The organism is Richelia sinica FACHB-800 (genome assembly GCF_014698825.1).
Lineage (GTDB): Bacteria > Cyanobacteriota > Cyanobacteriia > Cyanobacteriales > Nostocaceae > FACHB-800.
On sequence record NZ_JACJTT010000010.1, the window covers coordinates 1 to 21,604 of the forward strand.

The window sequence follows — 21,604 nt, forward strand, 5'->3', positions numbered from 1 at the left end:
GGTAAGGGTGGTTTACCGGCTGATTCTCAGGATGTAATTGCTAATGCACCAGGGTTAGTTGAGTGGGTAAATCGTGGAGACAATGAAAATAAAGTTTCTGTGGTTGTGAAGCCGCAGCAGCAAACTGATATTTCTCAAGTAATTAATCACAAATTAATTCAACAAGCGCAAGGTTGGATAGTCACAGCTAATGGTCAGGTGATTTTAACAGCAGAAGTACCCAAAACTACTTTGCAAAAACCTCGTTTTATTCCTCCTAGTTGTGGTGGATATTCTCAATAGTAAAGATGAGTTCACCATAATTTTCATTGACCTACCAACTACTACTGCATAGTTGTTTGATAAATCTTAACTAACCTATCAATACCTTTAAATCGATAGTCCCCCATGTCGTGAAAATCTGATGGTTTTGATAGTAGTCCATAGGTAACTTCGCTAATTACACATTCCCCTGGAGGACATATAGCTTCCATACGTGCAGCTAAATTAATGGTTGCCCCTAATGCTGTATAGTCAACCCGTTGGGAACTACCAACATCACCAACCACAGCTTTACCACTATTAATGGCAATACGCAGTTGCAAAGCCTCCTGCCAAAAGTTATTAGCATTGAGGTGTTTAAGACGTGTGAGCATTCCTTTCGCGGCAGCAACAGCACGTTCAGCATGGTCTATCTGTGGTTCAGGCGCACCGAAAAAGGCCATAATACAATCACCAATATATTTATCTAAAGTGCCACCATAGGCAAACACTTCTTGCAACATTTCCTCAAATAAATTGTTGAGTAATTTGGCAATTTCAGTGGGTGTGAGTCGTTCAGAAATAGCAGTAAAACCAACTAAATCAGCAAATAAAATACTAATTTCATTTTCATCAGGTGGTAAACGTCCATCAGGTAAACCACCAACTGATATTAATTGTTGCACAACCGCAGGAGAATGATATCGTTCTAAACGATGACGAATTACTTCTTCTGTTTGTAATTTTTGGGCGAGAATCCAACGTTGCACACTAGAGGCAACAATATTAGCTAAAGCTGAGAAAAAGCTCAGTTCTTCTTCACCTTCATTAGCCCAGTGATAAGAAGAAAGTTGAGCATCAGCATAAAGAACACCAATGACTTTATTTTCATCCCATAAGGGAACAGCCATAGCACTACGAATGCCTTTGACTAAAATACTTTGCTCACTGGAAAATCTTTCATCAGCTTGGGTATCAGCACTTTGAATTGCGACTTTATCAGCAAAAACTTTTTGACAAATGCTGCGACTAATCCAACTACCATCAGCCGCTAAATATTGCTGTTCTGATAAATTTCTGGTGGCTGAATTAATTAATTCTAAATTACCAGTACCATGGAGATCAATTAATAATGCTAAACGGTCAATACTATCTAGGTAACGAAAAACTACTTGTTGAACTTGTAAAAAAATTTCTTCAATAGATGCAGCAGCTGAGAGATTTTTGGCAATATCTACCAAATCCTTAAGACGAGCAATAGTCTGGTCTTTATTGTTATCAGTTCCATTAACGGGGTTTGCGTCTATCCACAAACGCTGCAACTGCTCAACGTCTCTAAAAATAGTTCTTTGTTTATTATAAATAGATTCTAAAGGTAGTGCATACTGTGTTGAAGATTTTTCACCCCTACCTCTGAGCATGACTACTAAACTGATATTACCTAACCAAATAACATCACCATCCCGCAACTCTTGGGCGCAGGTGACTAAATTTTGATTAACTTGGGTGCCATTTTTACTACCCATATCCTCTATCGTCCACACACCATCAGCTGTCTTGACGATGCGGGCATGATTACGGGATACGCCGCCAAAAGGTAAAAATAAATCACATTCTGGTAAACGACCGATAGTAAATACTTCTTGTTCAACGGAAACTTCGGTTTCAGTAGTTTCTTCTCTCAGTAGAAGTGTCAGTTCAGTCATGAGTTTACTATATCCATACTGCTAGTTAGGAATTAAGCATCTGTGATTACGCTTAGATCCTAATCTAAACTGTTTGTGAAACTTGTAACGTCATCAGGATAACTAAGCTGTAGTAAATATTACTAAATTTTATATTGATGGTGGCAAAAAGTAATCTATTAACTCTGGGATGTAGTTAAACAAACACTCCCTCCTCTGAAATATATGGAGATTTTTGAATTTTTTCGACTCAAATGCTACTCATGAAGTAATGAAGTATAAACCATGTAAGCATCATGAACTTTACGATCCAAAATGTTCTAATTCCTGTTACAGACAGTTACACAACTACAAATATACAGGTTGTGAATGGGAAAATCGCGGCGATCGCTACAAATCTAGATGTCATTGGTCAAGCCATAGATGGCACAAATAAGCTGTTATTACCTGGCTTTTTTAATGCTCATACCCACTCCTCGGAAATGTGGTTACGGGGTATGGTTTCCATGTATCCCCTAGAGTTATGGTTGGCAGAATTATATGATTTTGCCCCTCTGGATGTAGAAAAAGTTTATTTGAGTGCCTTGGGAACTGCTGCAGAAACCCTATTATCGGGGGGGACGAGTGTAGTAGACCATTTAGTGTTAATTCCGGGACAGGAGTTAGAAACTATTGCTACGGCTGTCAGGGCCTATAAAGAAGTGGGCATTAGGGCTTTTATCGCACCTTTGATTCAAGACGAATCTTTGATTGCGGGGATGCCTTCAGGAGGTTCACAACCCCGTCAAGAGTCTTATTTTCGCTCTACAGGGGAAACATTAGCCATTATTGAGGAGGCAGTGCAACAATTTCATTGTCCAGAGGGGGGAGTGAATATTTTAGTTGCACCAACAGGGATACAGTTGTGTACAGATGCCTTATTTACAGGGTGTATTGAGTTAAGCAATCGTTACAACCTTTGTCGTCACTCCCATTTACTGGAAACCAAGGCCCAGGAAAAACTAGCCCAGGAGAAGTATGGTTGTACTGCGGTGGCACATTTAGAGGAGATTGGTTATTTGAGCGATCGCACTAGCTTGGCTCATTGTGTGTGGTTAACGGATAATGATATTAATATCCTGGCCAGAACTAAATCTACAGTCGTTCACAACCCATTAAGTAATTTACGCTTAGGTAGTGGCATTGCCCCAGTGCTCAAATATCTTCAGGCAGGAGTAAATGTTACCTTTGGTTGTGATGGTGCATCTAGTAATGATTCCCAAGATTTATTAGAAGCCATTAAAATTGGTTCAATTTTACACAACATTACAGACTTTGATTATCAAAACTGGATTACACCGAGAAAAGCCATAGAAATGGCAGCCTTGGGAGGAGCTACAGGACTAAATATAGCAAATCAACTTGGTTCTCTGGAAGTTGGCAAGGCAGCAGATTTAGTTATGTATGATTTAACTAATTTGTCATTACTACCACGCACAGATCCCATTGGTCTATTAGTTTTAGGAAGAACCACCAACGCTGTTCATAGTGCTTGGGTGAAGGGTCGAGAAATTGTCAGTAATGGACAATTAACAACGTTGAATGTTGATGAGTTAAAGCAAGAGTTATTTCAACGTAGCCAATGGGAGAATAAAGGACAATCACCAAATGCGAAGAAAATAGAACCTCATTATCGAAAAGTTATGGATTTGTCGAATTAATTGGTCTTGGTTTTTGATTTGTTGCCAATCTGCATTATGTAAAACAACAGATTTCAGGTTTCAAAATATCCCTACTGAACACCTGAACTCTTTATTTATTATGTCATGGACACCTGATATCAGGATAAAACGTATATATAATTACGAAAAAAACAAATTTGAATTGTTAATTTTGAAAAAGCTGAATTAACACCAATTGCTAATAAATCTCCGGTATAAATGCTTTAGTCAATTAATCTCTAAAGCAGGAAATACCTATTGGGTTAGGCAGCACAAGTAAAAATTATGATTACTATTTTATCCAACTATCACAGGTGAAATGACCATGACCACCATAGACGAAATTAAAACCACAATTAATGACTACAAAACTGGTCAAAAAACTATTGAGCAAACAATTTTAACAGCAATAGTACAGGCACGCGCTACTTGTGATTTAGAAGGCAAAGAATCATCCAATTGCTTGGAAGCTTGGGAAATTGTCGAAGAATTACAAGCTGAAAAAGAACTGCAAAAACAAGCCAAACACCGCAAAACAGACTTAGATATTTATTGCGAAATGTACCCAGAAGCGCTTGAATGTCTGATATACGACGTTTAAATTATTCAATCTTTCTATGATCAAGTCTCACGCCAAGATGCGGAGAGACTTTTTTATATAGCCCTAGACAAGGGATACAAGGACGAATATTTTCTTTTTCCTCCCCCTCTACTCTACTCCCCCTCTCCTACTCCCCCTCTCTTTCTGTCACCTGCTATAGCTATCAATATTCCCTAATATCCCTGATAAATCCATTCCCGTCCTGCTTTTTCCGCTGCTTCCGGGGTGAAGTAAAGCCTGCGTTCTCCAAACACTGAACCACCAGCCGTGATTAACCGGAATTGCCAACAGTCCGATTCTGTATAAAATACCAACAGGATAACATCACCAATTCCAACAATTAAATGTATTTTGACGGTAAACATATTCTGCAACTTCTTCCGTCTACCCGTAGGAAATTAATGACAAGATTACAATAGCTTGGGTGAGAATATTGTCATTTTATTTATTTTTTCATAGCTTCTGAACTGCTGTCAGCGTTATTTCTTGAATATTTTCTAAGTTAGTTGGTGAGGCTGTACTTTCCATTCCTAGCCATAACAGATATTCAATATTTCCAGCGGGCCCGGTAATGGGAGACCAAGTTAAACCTTGATATTTCCATCCTAAATCGAGGGCTGCTTGTAATACTTGAAAAATTGCATCTGCATGGTCTTTCGGGTCACGTACTACCCCTTTTTTACCCACACGGGACTTACCAACCTCAAATTGTGGTTTGACTAATAAAACTGCCTCTCGCGGTGCTTGAGTCAAGCGCCATACTGCTGGTAAAACTTTAGTTAAGGAAATAAAAGATACATCTACGACTACTAAATCAGGCAATCTTGCCCCATCTGCATATAATTGCTCTGGTTGTAATTCGCGTAAATTGGTACGTTCTTTTAAAATTACTCTGGGGTCATTTCTGATTTTCCAATCAACTTGACCATAACCCACATCTACACCGTAAACTTGACTGGCACCAGCTTGTAGTAAACAATCTGTAAAACCACCTGTAGAAATTCCTCCGTCTAAACAAATGCGTTCAGAGACGGAAATAGAAAAGAATTTTAAAGCTTTGGCTAGTTTTTCTCCACCGCGAGAAACAAAGGGTGGACGTTCTTTAATTAATATTTGTGCTGCTATATCTATTTCGGTTCCAGGTTTGTCAATCACCTGTTGATTAACCAAGACTTCTCCGGCTTGAATTAGCCTTTGTGCTTGTTGACGGGATGGACATAAACCTAAATCTACTAATAAAGTATCTAATCGCTGCTTAACCAATGAATGTGACTCCCCTGATGAAAATCGGATTTAAGCATGATAGATAATTTCTGATTGATTCACCAGCTTTTGGGGATGGTGTGACGAATAACTGCTTTGAGGATACTTACGGCTTTTCAGTCTGCAATCGAGAATTAGGAAATTCAGTCACTGAAAACTGACGGAACATGATACTAGATTTGCTATTTAATTGTTGCAATTGATGGGTTATATCTGCTGTCAGACGTTTAGCGTCTAATTTAAGATGACCACTGTTGTAGTCTGAGACTTGAATAGGTTCACCAATTTGAATCATCACATCTGCACCCCAGGTAGGACAGGGTTGGCTGTAGTTGATGGTGATGGGTATTACTTTGATACCTAAATCAGGGTGATTATGTTCTGCACTTAAAGCAATGCGGGCTACTCCCTGTTTTAAAGGATGCACATTGCCATCTTGAAAAATACCTCCTTCGGGATAAATAACTAGCATTTCTTTTTGTAACATCAAATTTACCGCATGACGGAGAGTAGCGATCGCTGGATGTTTCTGGTTGACGGCAAAACCTCCCATCTGTGACACAAACCAGCCTTGTATGCCATTACACTCGCTGCTAGTCACCATAAATCGCATATCTCGACCTGTAATGAAACGGCCGGTAGCGTAGGGTAAAACTAAGGAGTCCCACCGCGAACGATGGGTAGGTGCGAGGATGACAGGGCCTGTTCTGGGAATGTTTTCTTGGCCAATTACATGAATTCGCCGAAAAAAGCATGGTAGGACTAGATAACGTCCTAAAAAATACAAAATAGGGCTTAACCAAGGAGAGACATGGGAGGTACTTTCAGCAACAGGAGAAGTTACTGTTTTACCTGTTAATTTGGATGGATAGATGCTAGAAGCAGTAATAAATTCTGTCATTAGAGCGGCTGCTGGTTGGTGGTAAAATGCAACGCAAACTTCACTAATTCCACCGTAGATTTTCTTGGGTATTTTTTGTTTTCCTGGATGGACAGTTTCACCTCTGTCTGTCATTTTTGCTTCAGTCTTTGACTGGCAAACCACTGTTGTAATTGCTCTCTACAAGCTGATTCTAGAATACCTCCCAGCGCTTGTAGTCGGTGATTAGAGGCTGGACTATCAGGGATGTTGATAACAGTACGAATCGCGCCAGTTTTGGTATCGTCCACTCCGTAGACTAGTTTACCCAACCTGGCATGGGCGATCGCTCCTGCACACATGGGACAAGGTTCTAAAGTTACATACAGGGTGCATTCATGCAGTCGCCAGCTGTGTAAATTTTGTGTGGCTGTGCGAATCGCCACGATTTCTGCATGGGCCGTGGGGTCTTGGTCGCGCTCCTTTCTATTTTCACCTTCAGCAACGATGTTACCAGCACCATCAACAATCACCGCACCTACAGGCACTTCTCCCGCTTCACCAGCCATCCGTGCCAATTCTAGAGCGTGATTCATCCATTGTCGATATGTCAGATAGTCTGGGTAGTCAAGGCTAGGGGTTTGGTTGTCCATCTCCCTATCACCTAGACCTGTGTTGCTAACATTGGGTCTAGCTGACCTTGAGTATCTAGTGCATAAATATCATCACAACCGCCTATGTGGTGATTATTAATAAAAATTTGGGGGACAGTCCGCCTGCCATTAGCGCGTTCTGCCATTCTTGCCCTGGCAGCTTCATCACCATCAATTTTGTATTCAGTGAAATTCACACCCTTCCACCACAGCAGCATCTTAGCGCGGATACAAAAAGGGCAAGTTTGCCAAGTGTAAATTTCTACATTTGCTTTAACGCGCTCTGGGGAGCGTCCCAATAGACGATTGATCAGTGGCAGCATCTTTCTTAAGTATTAAATTTGAATTTTATGGACAAAAATTTTTGGACATGAAAAGTCAAACTCATGTCCTACAAATTAATTTTAATGATCATCTTCTCATTTACAACAAAAGTCTGATCAAGTTGCATAACCAGGAATGAGCCAGAGTTTGAGGGGTTTAGCAGCAAAACTTAACACAAACCCCAGGTAAGTCTTTTTTCCATGTGTAACCGCCCTTTGGTAGACTTGAAAACTGAAATAGCCAGATAAAACAACGACAAGATTCAGCAATCAAGAGGGCAGACTCTGTGGAAAATACACTTGGGTTAGAGATTATTGAGGTAGTAGAGCAAGCAGCGATCGCCTCCGCAAAATGGATGGGTAAAGGCGAAAAAAATACTGCTGACCAAGTAGCTGTAGAAGCTATGCGGGAGCGGATGAACAAAATCTACATGCGCGGACGCATCGTTATCGGCGAAGGAGAACGGGACGACGCTCCCATGCTCTACATCGGTGAAGAAGTAGGTATTTGCGCTAATCCCAATGCCAAAGACTTATGTAACCCAGATGAATTAGTAGAAATCGATATCGCTGTTGACCCCTGCGAAGGTACAAACTTGGTGGCTTATGGACAACCTGGTTCAATGGCTGTACTCGCAATTTCTGAAAAAGGCGGTCTGTTTGCTGCACCCGACTTCTACATGAAGAAACTCGCAGCACCTCCAGCTGCTAAAGGCAAAGTAGACATCAACAAATCAGCTACAGAAAACCTCAAAATTCTCTCCGAGTGTTTAGACCGTGCTATTGATGAACTAGTTGTAGTAGTCATGAAGCGCGAGCGCCACAACGATTTGATTAAAGAAATTCGGGACGCTGGTGCAAGAGTGCAACTGATTTCCGACGGTGACGTAGGAGCAGCCCTTTCTTGCGGTTTTGCTGGTACTAATATTCATGCTTTGATGGGTATTGGTGCGGCTCCAGAAGGTGTAATTTCTGCGGCAGCTATGCGCGCTTTGGGTGGACATTTCCAAGGTCAATTGATCTACGATCCAGCTATCGTGAAAACAGGTTTGATCGGCGAAAGCAAAGAAGCCAATATAGAGCGTTTAAATTCTATGGGCATTACTGACATTGATAAAGTCTATGATGCTCATGAACTAGCATCTGGTGAAACCGTTCTTTTTGCTGCTTGTGGTATTACCTCTGGAAACCTCATGCAAGGCGTTCGCTTCTTCCACGGTGGCGCACGGACTCAAAGCTTAGTCATCTCTAGCCAATCAAAAACTGCTCGCTTTGTCGATACTATTCACATGGTTGAACAACCCAAAGTTGTACAACTGCACTAAGAATTAGGGACTAGGGAAGGGGAGACGGGAAGACAAACCAAGTCAAATTCCAGAACTTGCGCTCTTATCTGTTCCCTGTTCCCTACCACCTATCGCCGATCACCTACTTTACCCATTACCAATTTAAGAAATGAATATTGCAGTGGTGGGGTTAAGCCATAAAACAGCCCCAGTTGAAGTTAGAGAAAAATTAAGTATTCCCGAACCTCAAACCGAGAGTGCGATCGCTCATCTCATTAGTTATCCTCATATTGATGAAGTTTCTATCCTCAGCACCTGTAACCGGCTGGAAATTTACATTGTGAGTAGCGAAACTCATCAGGGTGTGCAGGAAGTAACTCAGTTTCTTTCTGAACACAGCAAAATTCCCGTCACTGCTTTAAGACAGCATCTGTTTACGTTGTTACATAGCGATGCTGTCATGCACGTTATGCGTGTAGCCGCCGGCTTAGATAGTCTGGTTTTGGGTGAAGGTCAAATCTTGGCCCAGGTCAAAAATACCCACAAACTCGGCCAGCAATACAGCGGCATCAAAACCATTTTGAATCGATTATTTAAACAAGCAATTACAGCCGGTAAACGGGTACGTACAGAAACTAGTATTGGTACTGGTGCGGTTTCCATCAGTTCTGCGGCTGTGGAGTTAGCCCAAATCAAAGTAGAAAATTTAGCCCCCTATCGAGTAGCAATTTTGGGCGCTGGTAAGATGTCCAGATTGCTAGTCCAACACCTCATTTCTAAGGGTGCAACCCAAATTACCATTGTTAACCGTTCTCTGCCACGGGCAGAAGAATTAGCCAAGTTATTCCCAGAACAGCCTATCCAAATCCATCTCATGTCTGAGATGATGAATGTGGTAGCCAATAGTGATTTGGTCTTTACCAGCACCTCTGCAACTGAGCCAATTCTTGACCGTGCCAAGTTAGAACAGGTGTTAGCACCCACTCACTCACTGATGTTATTTGACATTTCTGTGCCCCGAAATGTGGATGCAGATGTCAACGACCTACCCAACGTCCAAGCCTTTAATGTAGACGATTTAAAGGCGGTTGTAGCTCAAAATTATGAAAGCCGTCGGAAAATGGCCCAGGAAGCAGAAAGGCTATTAGATGAAGAAGTAGAAGCCTTTGATGTGTGGTGGCGTAGTTTGGAAACTGTTTCTACTATCAGTTCCCTAAGAAATAAAATCGAAACCATTCGCGAACAAGAATTAGAAAAAGCTTTGTCGCGCTTAGGTTCAGAATTTGCCGAAAGACATCAAGAAGTAATTGAAGCGTTAACCAGGGGGATAGTTAACAAAATTCTCCATGATCCCATGGTGCAGTTACGGGCCCAACAGGATGTAGAAGCCAGACAACGCTGTATGCAAACTCTACAAATGTTATTTAATTTAGATGCTGGCGGTCAGTTTAGTTAACTGAAACGTTCATCTATAGCAGGTGACAGAGGAAGAAGACAGGAGTTACAGAAGTTACAGAAGTTACAGAATAATTCATACCATTACTGTTTAATTCTTGAATTTTTAAACTCCTGTTCGCGCAGCGTGGCGCAGCCATACTGCTGTAGTTAATGTCCTAACTGCCTTGTCTACGGTTATCTTGACACCACAATTGATGATAGGGGCAAACAAACCCCACTCCTATACTCTATCTGTAGTAGATATTGAAGACGGAGAGGGGTTTTATACTATCTAGCAACTGAAAATCAAGAGAATTTAGTTAAAAAGCCCAAAATCTTTTTAGTTCTCGGAGTTAACAATGTCCGACGGTAAGCATCAGCAGCTTTCTTGATTGCTTCTGCTTGGGTGGGGTAAGGGTGAATCACACTACTGAGTTTACTTAAACCGATTTGATGGACAATGGCTGTGGTGATTTCGGAAATCATTTCCCCTGCATGACTGGCCACTATTGTGGCACCCAAAATTTGATCCGTACCTTTTTTGTGGAGAATCTTTAAAAATCCTGATTCCTCACTATCAGCGATCGCTCGATCTACACTAGTAAAAGGTATCTTGATTGTCTCGACCTCAATTCCCTGTTTTTGCGCGTCCTCTGCATATATACCTACATGGGCAATTTCAGGGTCAGTATATGTCACCCAAGGCATCACTAACTTACTGAGTCTATCTTTTCCTAAACCCCAAGGTGCAAATAAAGCATTTTTAATCACTATTCTTGCGGCTGCATCTGCTGCGTGGGTAAATTTCCAATTCATGCAGACATCCCCTGCGGCAAAAATCTTTGGGTTGGTGGTTTGTAAATAATCATTCACTTTCACACCTTCTTTGAGGTCATATTCCACTCCCACCGCTTCTAAATTCAAATTTTCCACGTTGGGTACACGTCCTGCACCAACTAAAATTTCGTCCACTGTCACTGAATCTCGATGACCATTAACAGAAAAATACAGTCGTTTTCCTTCCGTCACAGTCACGACTTCTTCTAATTTGCAATTTAAAACAACACGAATACCTTCTTTAATGAGTACCTTTTGTAAAACTTCTGCCGCTTCCCGGTCTTCTTTATTTAAAATGTGGGAACTACTATGAAATAAAACCACTTCTGCACCCAAACGTCGGAAAGCCTGTGCCAATTCGCAACCAATGGGGCCTCCGCCAATTACAGCTAAACTTTCCGGTTTTTGAATCAGAGAAAAAACTGTTTCATTAGTTAAATAACCTACCTGTTCAATCCCTGTGATTTGGGGTTTTACAGGTCTAGCACCAGTAGCAATTACAGCTTTTTTAAACTTGATATTTGTATCTTCTACTTGCAGAGTATTTTTACTTGTAAATCGACCATTGCCAAAGAAAACATCGACACCCAATTTTTTAAATCTAGCTGCGGAATCGTGGGGACTAATACCTGCGCGAATTTGTCGCATTCTTGCCATGACTGAAGCGAAATCTACCACCACATTTTTGTTAACATTTAAACCTAAATTTTGTGCCTTCCAAATTTCCCCAATCACACGGGAAGAACGGATAATTGATTTAGAAGGAATACAACCAACATTTAAGCAGTCTCCCCCCAGGAGATGCTTTTCAATTAATGCTACTTTTAACCCTAAATCTAACCCCGCAGCACCTGCGGCTACTACTAAACCTGCTGTACCTGCACCAATCACTACTAAATCATAATTATCCGCAGGTTGGGGATTAACCCAATTTACTGGATGAACATTAGCAATCAATTTTTGATTATACTCATCCATTGGGCGAATAATGATTCTCTCAGTTTCGGCATTAGACATTGGTGCGACCTCGAAAGGAAACCCTTGTAGAGAAATTATATTCTACTTTGAATTTTGACTTTTGACTTGCTGTTGTGGATTTAAAATGCACAACAGCTTACTACCCTACAACCCTTCAGCATCTAAAGCTTTTTTTGCTAATTTAGTAATATAAATTGTTACCAAGACAGTAGCTACAAAACCAAATATTTTCATGGCTAATTGAATACTAGAATTACCGGATGGAGTGGCAGTGTCTAGCATCGCTAAACTGGTAGCAAGAGAACCAATGTAAACATACATAATTGTACCAGGAATCATACCGATAGAGCCAATCACATAATCTGAGAAAGACACCCCTGTAATTCCAAAAGCATAATTTAATAAATTAAAGGGAAAAATTGGTGACAGTCTTGTTAATAAAACAATTTTTAAACCTGCATTCCCCACAGCTTGGTCAATGGCCGCAAATTTTTTGTTACCAGATATTTTTTTAACTACCCAGTCTCTCGCTAAATAACGTCCCACTAAAAAAGCTGCGGTTGCACCTAAGGTCGCACCAATAAAGACGTAAACCGACCCTAAACCCACATCAAAAATCACTCCTGCACCCAATGTGAGGAGGGAACCAGGCAAAAAGGCTACTGTAGCAATGATATACACTAAAATAAAAGCGATCGCCCCAATTGCACCTTGACTATCAATCCACTGTAAAACTTGTTTTAACCAGATTTGTGGATTAATTTCTGTAAAATCAATGGTGGTTTCGGCTAAAGCTGTTTCCTGTGTCCATATACAAGCAATTACTACTGCTAACGATAAACAGATAAATAACCGCCATTTTTTTGGAAATATATTTGGAAATATATGATGACTAATCATTGCGTTTAGAACTATTCGCTAATGTCGCTAATTCGTTGTTAGATATTTTTGTATTGATGGCTTTCTGAGCAATTTTAGTTATATATATGGTCACTACTAATGTTGCTAAAAAGCCAATAATTTTAATAAACAGCTGGAAAATTTTTGTCTCTGAATATTGAGATTCATTGGCTAAATCTAACATAGAAATATTATTGACCAGGGAACCCATATAAACATACAACAACGTCCCCGGAATGATACCAAAAGAACCTAAAACATAATCTTTTAGGGATACTTGAGTAACTCCAAAGGCATAATTTAATAAATTGAAGGGAAAAACTGGCGAAAGTCTTGTTAATAAAACTATTTTCCATCCTGCCTGGGCAACTGCTGCATCAATGGCTTGAAATCTAGGATGTTTTTCTAGCTGTTTATTAACCCAATCCCTTGATAGATAACGACCAATTAAGAAGGCACAGATAGCACCAAGAACAGCGGCAATAAATACATAAATTGAACCCCAAAATAACCCAAATAAAAAACCTCCTTTCAAGGTCATAATGGAGCCAGGAATAAATAAAATTGTGGCGATATTGTAGCAGAAAATAAAAACAATTGGAGCAAATTTACCTAAACTTTGTATCCAGAGAATAGATTGATTAGCATGTTCTAAAACCTGCCAGTTTCTACTAACTATGAGGGCGATGACCACAAAACAACTTAAACAAATTAATTTGATGATTTTGTTTAAGCGTAATTGATAATTTGGTGGCATAGATTTGACCAAAAATAGTTATCAATTTTTAGTTATTGACGATACCAAGCGCGAATTCGTTCGGGTGCAATTCCCAGTAAATAACCAATAATCACAATTTGATTGATCAGGGTCGTTCGGAAAATACCCTTTTTTAACCACCGACGAGCCGAAGTCATGACAGGAACAGGAACAATAGTAATTTTACCGCGTTTTTTCAAGCGTTGCATCAGTTCAAAATCTTCCATAATTGGCAATTCTGGAAACTTGCCAATTTCCATAAACATGGATTTAGTCAAAAAGATACCTTGATCACCGTAGGGTAGCTGCCAAAGGAGCGATCGCCATTTTACTCCCCATTCTACCAACCGCAAACCCCACTGGGGTGCATCAATTGCCAATGTAAATGCACCAGCAACCACTCCCGGTTGTTGTAGTGCAGCGCGAATAAACGTCTCAAAATCAGGGGGCAATTTAGTATCCGCGTGGAGAAATAACAAAATATCACCACTCGCTACTGCTGCACCTATATTCATCTGTACAGCGCGACCGGGAGGAGAAGAAATAACAGTTACATTTAATGCTTTAGCTAGATTGACAGTATTATCTTGAGACCCACCATCAACCAAAATTATTTCTAAATTGGCACTAGATTGGATACCAGATATTACTCTGGCAATATTTTTTTCTTCATTCCAAGTAGGAATGATAATCGAAATTCGACAATATGTCAAGCCTGCAAGCATTTTATCAAAATTGAATCAAATGAAAATGATTATCGACGATAAAAATATAACTCTAAACCATAAATAATACTCGAAATATTTCGTCTCACATCATTAGTAATTTTCTATAGATTTAGAAATTCTCTCTAGTTATTTATATCTACTTCATATTACTTGCCCTTTGTTTGAAGACCTAGTAAAAACACTACTTACTCTATTGTGGGTAGTCGCACTCTTACGTAAGATAAACGACAACAGAAAATAGAAAAAAGCGCATACAAAGTTACGAACCGAGTCAAGGAGTAAAAGAGAATGAAAAATAAATTAGTTCAAGTGTTGCTCTCAGCGTTATTAACCACAGGTATGGTTTATACTTCAGCAGTTGCACCAGCATTCGCTAATGGTGGTGGTGGTGGCGGTGGTAACGGTGGCGGCGGCGGTGGCGGCGGTGGCGGCGGCGGCGGCGGCGGTGGCGGTGGTAACAACGGTGGTGGTAACAACGGTGGTGGCAGTTCAACATCAACAACTGGTACATGTCAACTAAGCGATGTCACTGCTAATGGATTTGGTAATGCAACTGCTTGTAGAGGTGAGTTTGAAACCAATTCTACTCTCTGGCCTTATCAAAACGATGTTTTGGGAGATGGTAATCCATTACTCGGCCAATTGAACACTTTGTTCAACGTAAATTACAACTGGTCTTTTGTTGGTAAAGATGAATCTACTAGTAGTAGTGCCAATGGTTTTGATGGTTTTGCAGATTCTCAAGATGGAAACTGGAGCGTTAGTCCATCTCTCACTGGTCCATTTGCTATCAGTTTGAAAGGTAGTGACGGATTTGCAGTGTATTTCTTTAACAGCTTTAACCAAGTCTCTAGTGGAGCTTGGAAGACACTAGGTCTGCTCAATAATGGCGAAAAACAACCAAATCTATCTCATATTTCTTTGTTTAAAGCGGAAACAAATACCAAACCTGTTCCCGAACCTGCTACAATCATCGGTCTAGGTGTAGTAGCTGCTGGTATGGCTGCTGCTCGTCGTCGTCGCGCTGCTAATTAATACCGCAACACTTGAAAAGCTTGTGTTAGATTTCTAAGACTTTCTGTAGATTCGGAATAAATTTTATTTACTTACCGTTACAAGTGAAAACTTGTAGCGTTTTTCTATTTATTCCAATATAGATGATTGATATAAATATCAATTCTTCTGAGTTTCTAAACAATATTTTTCCCACATTTGCTGATATTTTTCTTTCAAAGATGACATCGAGACATTGTTGGTAATGTGCGATCGCTTGTGCTAATTTTCCGGTAGTTCGCAGGGCGTTTGCTAGGTTATAATGGAATTCGGTATCATGTGGACTCAGTGCTAGAGCCTGTTGATAATGTGCGATCGCTTCCTCACATCTATTATTTTTGATCAGCGCATTACCCAGACTATTGTGAAAAGACGCATTTTTCGGACTTAAAGCAATGGATGTTTGTAAATAAGAAATTGCAGATTCTATTTGTCCTAAATCTTGAAAAATTACTCCTAATAGAGCATGGCATTCTGGCAGATGAGGATTGATTTGTATCGCTTTTTGATAGGCTTTAGCTGCCGCTGCTAAATTTCCTTGCAACCGTAAACCATGACCGAGATTTACATAACCATCTACCTTGTCTGGTTGTAAAGCGATAGATTTTTGACTATAAATAATTCCTTGATCAATATTGCCCCGTTTTATCTCTATAGCCGCTAAATATATATATACTTCTACTATATTGGCATTGATAGCTAAAATCTTTTCATAAATCTCAATAGCTGCTAGAAAATTTTCTTGGGTTTGATAAATTACACCTAATACAAACATGGCGTGAACATGTTCAGGTTGTACCTGCAAAATCTGCTGACATAATTCCTTAGCTGCTGCTAATTCTCCCAGTTTTTAGTGCGTAAAAACATTAGTTAATTTCTGATCAATTTCTGATTGATGATTATCCATAAAATTTTATACTAGTAGTAGTTACATAGCTACAACTGTTGCCAATGTTATGAGGCACAAAATCATCTACGTTTAATTCTTATTGCTTGTACCTCACGGGAATGGAAATTGCTATAAATAGCAGAAAATTGGCTAAATATTCAGATTTGATCAAATTTTACTACCATATTCAGGATTTACAGTGAAGCCTCATGGATCAGTTTGATGCTGGTGTGAACTGTATTAACAGGCAACTAATGAATTATCAACAGGTATCCCAGCCATCAATTACAGTAAGCTATTTTAGTGCGTGTCTTCAAAAATCTACGATGGCTACTGTTAACGACAACTATCTAAAACTAAAAGCTGGTTATCTATTCCCGGAAATTGCTAGAAGGGTGAATGCTTTTGCACAAGCTAACCCCGATGCGAAAATCATCCGCTTGGGTATTGGTGATGTTACTGAACCCTTGCCAGAAGCTTGCCGGACTGCCATGATTAAAGCAGTAGAAGATATGGGCGATCGCTCTAGCTTCAAAGGATATGGCCCAGAACAAGGTTATGCTTGGTTGCGGGAAAAAATCGCCGCGCAGGATTTCCAAGCCAGAGGAGCAGCAGTAGACGCAGATGAAATCTTCATTTCTGACGGTTCTAAATGCGATACAGGCAACATTTTAGAGATTTTTGGCAAAAATAACACCATCGCCGTTACCGACCCCGTATATCCCGTTTACGTCGATACTAACGTTATGGCAGGTAACACCGGGGATGCTAACGAAAAAGGCGAATATGCAGGTTTAGTTTATCTTCCTGTCACCGCAGAAAACAACTTCACCGCAGAAATTCCTGCCCAAAAAGTTGATTTAATCTATCTTTGCTTCCCCAATAACCCCACCGGTGCAACCGCAACCAAAGAACATTTACAAGAGTGGGTGAATTACGCGAAAGCCAATGGTTCCATCATCTTCTTTGATGCTGCTTACGAAGCTTTTATTACAGACCCCACTATTCCCCATTCTATCTATGAAATTGAAGGCGCTAGAGATTGTGCCATTGAGTTTCGTTCTTTCTCCAAAAACGCAGGTTTCACCGGTACTCGCTGTGCGCTAACAGTGGTTCCCAAAACCCTGACAGCAAAAGCTGCTGATGGTTCCAATGTAGAACTTTGGAAACTCTGGAACCGTCGTCAGTCCACCAAATTTAACGGTGTTTCCTACATTGTCCAACGAGGTGCAGAAGCAGTTTACTCACCAGAAGGACAAGCACAAACCAAAGCTTTGGTAAGTTTCTATTTAGAAAATGCCAAAATTATCCGTGAACAACTCACCAACGCAGGTTTATCAGTTTACGGTGGAGTGAATGCACCTTACGTCTGGGTGAAAACTCCCAATGGTTTATCTAGCTGGGAATTTTTCGATAAGTTATTACAAACCGTCAATGTTGTAGGAACTCCCGGTTCCGGTTTTGGTGCTGCGGGTGAAGGTTATTTCCGCATTTCTGCCTTTAACAGTCGGGAAAATGTGGAAGAAGCAATGAAACGCATCACTGAGAAGTTTAAGGTTTAGTAGGTTTTAAAAACCTTTAAAATCTCATGGTGGGCAATGCCCACCTTAATTTTTTTAGACTTTATACTATTGATACTGCTACACTAGGATTTTACTAACTATGCGATCGCGTCCCTGTTTTTTTCCTTCATAGAGTGCTTGGTCTGCGATTCTGATCAATTTATCCACTGGATGATTCTGAAGAGGAATACAAGTAGCAATTCCCATAGTTAAAGTTATATGGTTAGTAACTTGGGAATATTCATGTCTAATATTGATTTGATGAATTTCCCCACGAATTATATTAGCAATGTGTGCTGCTGCTTCTGTACTCGTGTTACTAAGTAAAATTGCAAATTCTTCTCCACCATAACGCGCGACTAAATCACTTGAACGTTTTACATGCTGACGGATAGCTTGTGCAATTTGGATTAAACAAATATCACCCATTGGATGACCATAGTTGTCATTGTAAGCTTTAAATTCATCAACATCGCATAGAATTAAAGACAGAGGTTGTTGATTGCGAGTACACCTTTGCCATTCTTTAATTAATACTTCATCGAAATGACGACGGTTAGCAATTTGTGTTAAACCATCCAGTAAAGCTTGTTCTTGAAGTTGTATTTCGAGTTGTTTACGAGCAGTTATATCCATAAACAATAAACCTACTCGCTCAGGATAATGATTGGTATTAAAAATCGGAAAATAGGAAACTAGCCAAGTAGGTGGAGTTTGATTTTTGTTGATGATTTTACCAGTTAATTCTTGATTTAATAAAGGTTGTTTAGTTTTAATTACGGTCTGGTAACTTACTTCTATTTCTTGCGCTAAATCTGGGATAATCTCTCTCACTGTCTTACCGAAATGGTCAGCGATAGAGACACCAGTAATTTCTGCTAATATTTCATTAACTCGGATAAATTGGATTTGATTATCCAGAATTGCCATACCGATAGCAGCAGAGGAGAAGAACCCATCAAGTTGAGCTTCACTTTGTTGTAAAGCGGTTGTTCTTTCTATCACTTGTTGTTCTAAATTTGCTAGTGTGTTTTTTAAAGATAATTGAGCATTTTTTCTTTCATCAATTACCGCAGATAACACCAAAGATGTTAAAGAAAAAACTGCTGTAAAAGATTGCAACATAATCAGTGAGTCATGGTTTGTATACTTGGCAAAGGAACCGTATCCTTTAACAGTGGCAAAAATTGCAAATAAAGAAACTAAACTCACTAAAAAACTGGCAGGAAATTTTCCTAATCTCAAGACAGTCCAAATTAAAATTGGTAAAAATAAGTATTCCAAATTATAATTACTTATAAAGCCGACCCAAATAATACCCACGATAAAACTTAATATTAAAGTAATTTCTCCAATCATGGATTTGTATTTGTGCCAACGAAAAGTAGGTAATAATAGTAGAAATGGCGTAAATAGTAAATGAGCTAATGCACTAGCCAACCACCAATTGAGCCAGCAAATATAATAACTACTCCCAGGAATAGTACCCATTAAATAGGAAGCTGTAACACCCATGAAAGCTGATATCGTTGGTGAAATAATTGCGGCAACTATAAATATACAAACTGTATCTACTCGATTAAATATGGTTTTAGCAGGAGCAAATCTTTGGAATATCTTTTTACTAATTAATGGTTGCAAACAATTACTCGCTGCACAAATTAAGTTGAGTAAAATCAAGTTAAAGGTAGATAAAGGTGGTTCTAATGTTGATAATGTGTCTACTAAAGCCAAGATAGAACCGATAATAATACCCGGAAATACCTGTATATCAAATAAAAATACTGCGGCTAATGTCATCCCAGACGAAAACCACACAGAGGCAACTCCACCTGGTAAAGATGAAAATTTTAAACTAATTTGTACACAAATATAGTAGGCGATCGCTAGCAACAGATTAATAATTAAAAATCTGAAAGCTCTTTTAAAAAACAACCACTTCCCTTGGTTAAGTAGCATGATTTATATTTAAAATAATTGCTTAACTTGCAGGGAATACACTATCCTTAAAAACTAAGAAATTTCATAAATATTTATTATCAAGGCTAAAATGTGTAGCCTTGGCATAAATTGATTTCCTGTTTATTAGTCCAAAATATAAAAATATACCTTGGATGGCTAGTGATACCATTGCTGGTTGATATTAATAATTGACCCTGACTGAATATAATCACTAAATATCACAGAGCTAACCTGCTCAAAAGAGTGATATCACGACATATGAGTTTTCACTGTTCGTGAGTAAAATCGCAGAGAAATAAATGAAGAAAGCTTTTATTGTGTAAACTGAAGACAAATTTATGATGAAATAGTATAGTATTTAATCTTTTTTTTCAACTAAAAGATGAGCAAGATGGGTCAAGTTACCCAATTTCACTATACAGCACAGCATAAACCCAACCAGTTAATCTATGGTAGCGGGCAAGTAGCTGTAATTACAGGATGGACAGTAAAACAAGCGATCGCTAAACATCTGCAACCAAGTGAGTATGCTGTAATTGGGCAGTTATATTCACCGACCAGAGGCATCAATCTACTAGTCCGTAACCTCCTCTTAAACCCCCATGTCCGCTATGTAGTCATTCTCAACGCTACTAAGGAAGATAAAAATGCAGGTGCAGGAGAATGTTTACGGGACTTTTTCCATCACGGTGTCCAAGAAAGCGTAAGCGATACAGGTCGTAAATCTTGGGTAATTCGCTCTCACATTCCTGGGTATATTGATATTGATATTGATATTAGGGCCATTGAAAAACTGCGTCACGCCCTAAAAGTTGAAGTAGCGACATCAATTGCTGAAGCAGTAGAGAAAATTAAGGCTTTTGCCCAAATAGAAGCTGTGGAACCTTGGGGAATACCCTTAGACTTTCCCATGGCCACTGTAGAACCAACCGTTTTACCAGGAACACGCTACGGACACCGCATAGAAGGAAAAACCATTGCAGAAACCTGGGTAAAAATCATCCATCGCATTAAAACCACAGGCACAATTCGTCCCACTGGTTATGATGGCAAGTGGCAAGAACTCATAGATTTAATGGCAGTTGTCACCGCTGAACCTGCGGATTTTTATTTTCCTGAACCCAATTATTTACCAATTGACCGCAGTTTTTTAACTGAATATATTTCCCAGATTTTAGATGATTCACCCTATCGAGAAGGAGTAAAATACACCTACGGTCAACGCTTACGTTCCTGGTTTGACCGCGACCAAATTGAGCAGGTAATTGAAAAATTAATTGGTGAAATTGATGCTGCTAGTGCAGTTATGACTTTATGGGATGTGAAAGACCATGACAAAGGTGGTAGCCCTTGTTTGAATCATATTTGGTTAAGAGTAGTTGATAATGAATTATCACTAACTGCCATTTTCAGAAGTAATGATATGTTTGCAGCTTGGCCTGCTAATGCCATGGGGTTAAGGGCTTTACAAAAACATATTCGAGATGAAATTGCTAACCGTTCTGCCTACGATTTGTACATGGGCCCACTTATAACTCTCAGTCAATCGGCTCATATATATGATGATACTTGGAGTAATGCAGAACAACTAATTAAACAACAATATGCAGCTATTTGCTCGAAATTAGATTATGCTGACCCCGCAGGTAACTTTTTAATTGAAATTGCTGATGGTCAAATTGTTGTCACTCATACAACTCCTGGCAGTGGAGAGATTGTTGGTTGTTACTCTGGGAAAAATGCCCTGAAGTTAGCCAGAGAAATTTGTGCGGCTTCTCCCGCAATATGTCCAGATCATGCTGCATATTTAGGTATGGAATTGCAGAAGGCAGCAGACTGTATTAAACTTGACAAAGCATATATCCAAGATAGATAAGCATTAATTAATAAC

The 21,604-nt window shown here is 39.5% G+C and carries 19 protein-coding genes and 1 pseudogene; 8 read left to right on the forward strand and 12 right to left on the reverse strand.

Annotation, left to right across the window (positions count from 1 at the left end; translation table 11 throughout):
- Nucleotides 1–282: pseudogene (locus tag H6G73_RS09805) on the forward strand (hypothetical protein); the annotation flags it as partial.
- Nucleotides 283–323: 41 nt separating this feature from the next.
- Here H6G73_RS09805 and H6G73_RS09810 read toward each other — a convergent pair.
- Nucleotides 324–1,946, reverse strand: a complete 1,623-nt coding sequence (locus tag H6G73_RS09810; RefSeq protein ID WP_190603808.1) for an adenylate/guanylate cyclase domain-containing protein — start codon at nt 1,944–1,946, stop codon at nt 324–326.
- 275 nt (nt 1,947–2,221) lie between these two features.
- Here H6G73_RS09810 and H6G73_RS09815 point away from each other — a divergent pair, with 275 nt between their 5' ends.
- Both H6G73_RS09815 and H6G73_RS09820 read left to right on the forward strand, forming a co-directional pair.
- Complete coding sequence (locus H6G73_RS09815) at nt 2,222–3,625, forward strand: amidohydrolase (protein ID WP_190603810.1); 1,404 nt, start codon at nt 2,222–2,224, stop codon at nt 3,623–3,625.
- Nucleotides 3,626–3,950: 325 nt separating this feature from the next.
- Nucleotides 3,951–4,226, forward strand: coding sequence for a Calvin cycle protein CP12 (locus tag H6G73_RS09820; RefSeq protein WP_190603811.1), 276 nt, complete (start codon nt 3,951–3,953; stop codon nt 4,224–4,226).
- A 173-nt stretch (nt 4,227–4,399) separates the two neighbouring features.
- Here the strand turns inward: H6G73_RS09820 and H6G73_RS09825 are convergent, their stop codons facing one another.
- From H6G73_RS09825 to grxC, 5 genes are all read right to left on the reverse strand, one after another.
- Nucleotides 4,400–4,591, reverse strand: a complete 192-nt coding sequence (locus H6G73_RS09825; RefSeq protein ID WP_190603813.1) for a hypothetical protein — start codon at nt 4,589–4,591, stop codon at nt 4,400–4,402.
- A gap of 88 nt (nt 4,592–4,679) precedes the next feature.
- Complete coding sequence (locus H6G73_RS09830; RefSeq protein ID WP_190603815.1) at nt 4,680–5,489, reverse strand: TlyA family RNA methyltransferase; 810 nt, start codon at nt 5,487–5,489, stop codon at nt 4,680–4,682.
- Between the two features lie 106 nt (nt 5,490–5,595).
- Nucleotides 5,596–6,504, reverse strand: a complete 909-nt coding sequence (locus H6G73_RS09835; protein ID WP_390839549.1) for a lysophospholipid acyltransferase family protein — start codon at nt 6,502–6,504, stop codon at nt 5,596–5,598.
- A complete protein-coding gene (gene tadA / locus H6G73_RS09840) occupies nt 6,501–6,944 on the reverse strand; it encodes a tRNA adenosine(34) deaminase TadA (RefSeq protein ID WP_190604047.1) in 444 nt (147 codons plus the stop codon). Before tadA ends, H6G73_RS09835 begins: the two co-directional genes overlap by 4 nt.
- 68 nt (nt 6,945–7,012) lie before the next feature.
- Nucleotides 7,013–7,324 carry a glutaredoxin 3 gene (gene grxC / locus H6G73_RS09845; RefSeq protein WP_190603817.1) on the reverse strand — a complete coding sequence of 104 codons (312 nt, stop codon included), beginning with the start codon at nt 7,322–7,324 and terminating at the stop codon, nt 7,013–7,015.
- A gap of 287 nt (nt 7,325–7,611) precedes the next feature.
- On the opposite strand from grxC, the gene glpX reads away from it, so the two are divergent.
- Nucleotides 7,612–8,649, forward strand: coding sequence for a class II fructose-bisphosphatase (gene glpX, locus H6G73_RS09850; protein ID WP_190603818.1), 1,038 nt, complete (start codon nt 7,612–7,614; stop codon nt 8,647–8,649).
- Between the two features lie 130 nt (nt 8,650–8,779).
- Entirely contained in the window at nt 8,780–10,066 is a 1,287-nt protein-coding gene (locus tag H6G73_RS09855; RefSeq protein ID WP_190603819.1) for a glutamyl-tRNA reductase, read from the forward strand.
- A gap of 287 nt (nt 10,067–10,353) precedes the next feature.
- Here H6G73_RS09855 and H6G73_RS09860 read toward each other — a convergent pair whose 3' ends face one another.
- From H6G73_RS09860 to H6G73_RS09875, 4 genes are all read right to left on the reverse strand, one after another.
- Nucleotides 10,354–11,901: a mercuric reductase gene (locus H6G73_RS09860; protein WP_190603820.1), complete on the reverse strand. Its 1,548-nt coding sequence runs from the start codon at nt 11,899–11,901 to the stop codon at nt 10,354–10,356.
- 105 nt (nt 11,902–12,006) lie between these two features.
- The gene (locus tag H6G73_RS09865; RefSeq protein ID WP_190603821.1) at nt 12,007–12,762 is read right to left on the reverse strand and encodes a TVP38/TMEM64 family protein; all 756 of its coding nucleotides are present in this window, start codon (nt 12,760–12,762) and stop codon (nt 12,007–12,009) included.
- Complete coding sequence (locus H6G73_RS09870) at nt 12,755–13,519, reverse strand: TVP38/TMEM64 family protein (RefSeq protein ID WP_190603822.1); 765 nt, start codon at nt 13,517–13,519, stop codon at nt 12,755–12,757. Before H6G73_RS09870 ends, H6G73_RS09865 begins: the two co-directional genes overlap by 8 nt.
- A gap of 32 nt (nt 13,520–13,551) precedes the next feature.
- Nucleotides 13,552–14,244: a TIGR04283 family arsenosugar biosynthesis glycosyltransferase gene (locus H6G73_RS09875; protein ID WP_190603823.1), complete on the reverse strand. Its 693-nt coding sequence runs from the start codon at nt 14,242–14,244 to the stop codon at nt 13,552–13,554.
- Nucleotides 14,245–14,535: 291 nt separating this feature from the next.
- Here H6G73_RS09875 and H6G73_RS09880 point away from each other — a divergent pair, with 291 nt between their 5' ends.
- On the forward strand, nt 14,536–15,282 hold the full coding sequence (locus tag H6G73_RS09880; RefSeq protein ID WP_190603824.1) for a PEP-CTERM sorting domain-containing protein: 747 nt from the start codon (nt 14,536–14,538) through the stop codon (nt 15,280–15,282).
- Nucleotides 15,283–15,349: 67 nt separating this feature from the next.
- Here H6G73_RS09880 and H6G73_RS09885 read toward each other — a convergent pair whose 3' ends face one another.
- Nucleotides 15,350–16,147, reverse strand: coding sequence for a tetratricopeptide repeat protein (locus H6G73_RS09885; protein WP_256443832.1), 798 nt, complete (start codon nt 16,145–16,147; stop codon nt 15,350–15,352).
- 368 nt (nt 16,148–16,515) lie between these two features.
- Here H6G73_RS09885 and H6G73_RS09890 point away from each other — a divergent pair, with 368 nt between their 5' ends.
- Entirely contained in the window at nt 16,516–17,751 is a 1,236-nt protein-coding gene (locus H6G73_RS09890) for an LL-diaminopimelate aminotransferase (RefSeq protein WP_190603828.1), read from the forward strand.
- A 78-nt stretch (nt 17,752–17,829) separates the two neighbouring features.
- On the opposite strand, the gene H6G73_RS09895 is transcribed toward H6G73_RS09890, so the two are convergent.
- Nucleotides 17,830–19,710: a sensor domain-containing diguanylate cyclase gene (locus tag H6G73_RS09895; protein ID WP_190603830.1), complete on the reverse strand. Its 1,881-nt coding sequence runs from the start codon at nt 19,708–19,710 to the stop codon at nt 17,830–17,832.
- Between the two features lie 385 nt (nt 19,711–20,095).
- Between H6G73_RS09895 and H6G73_RS09900 the strand changes: the two genes are divergently transcribed.
- Nucleotides 20,096–21,589 (forward strand): thymidylate synthase, encoded by a 1,494-nt coding sequence (locus tag H6G73_RS09900; RefSeq protein WP_190603832.1) that lies wholly within the window; start codon nt 20,096–20,098, stop codon nt 21,587–21,589.
- Nucleotides 21,590–21,604: the final 15 nt, after the last annotated feature.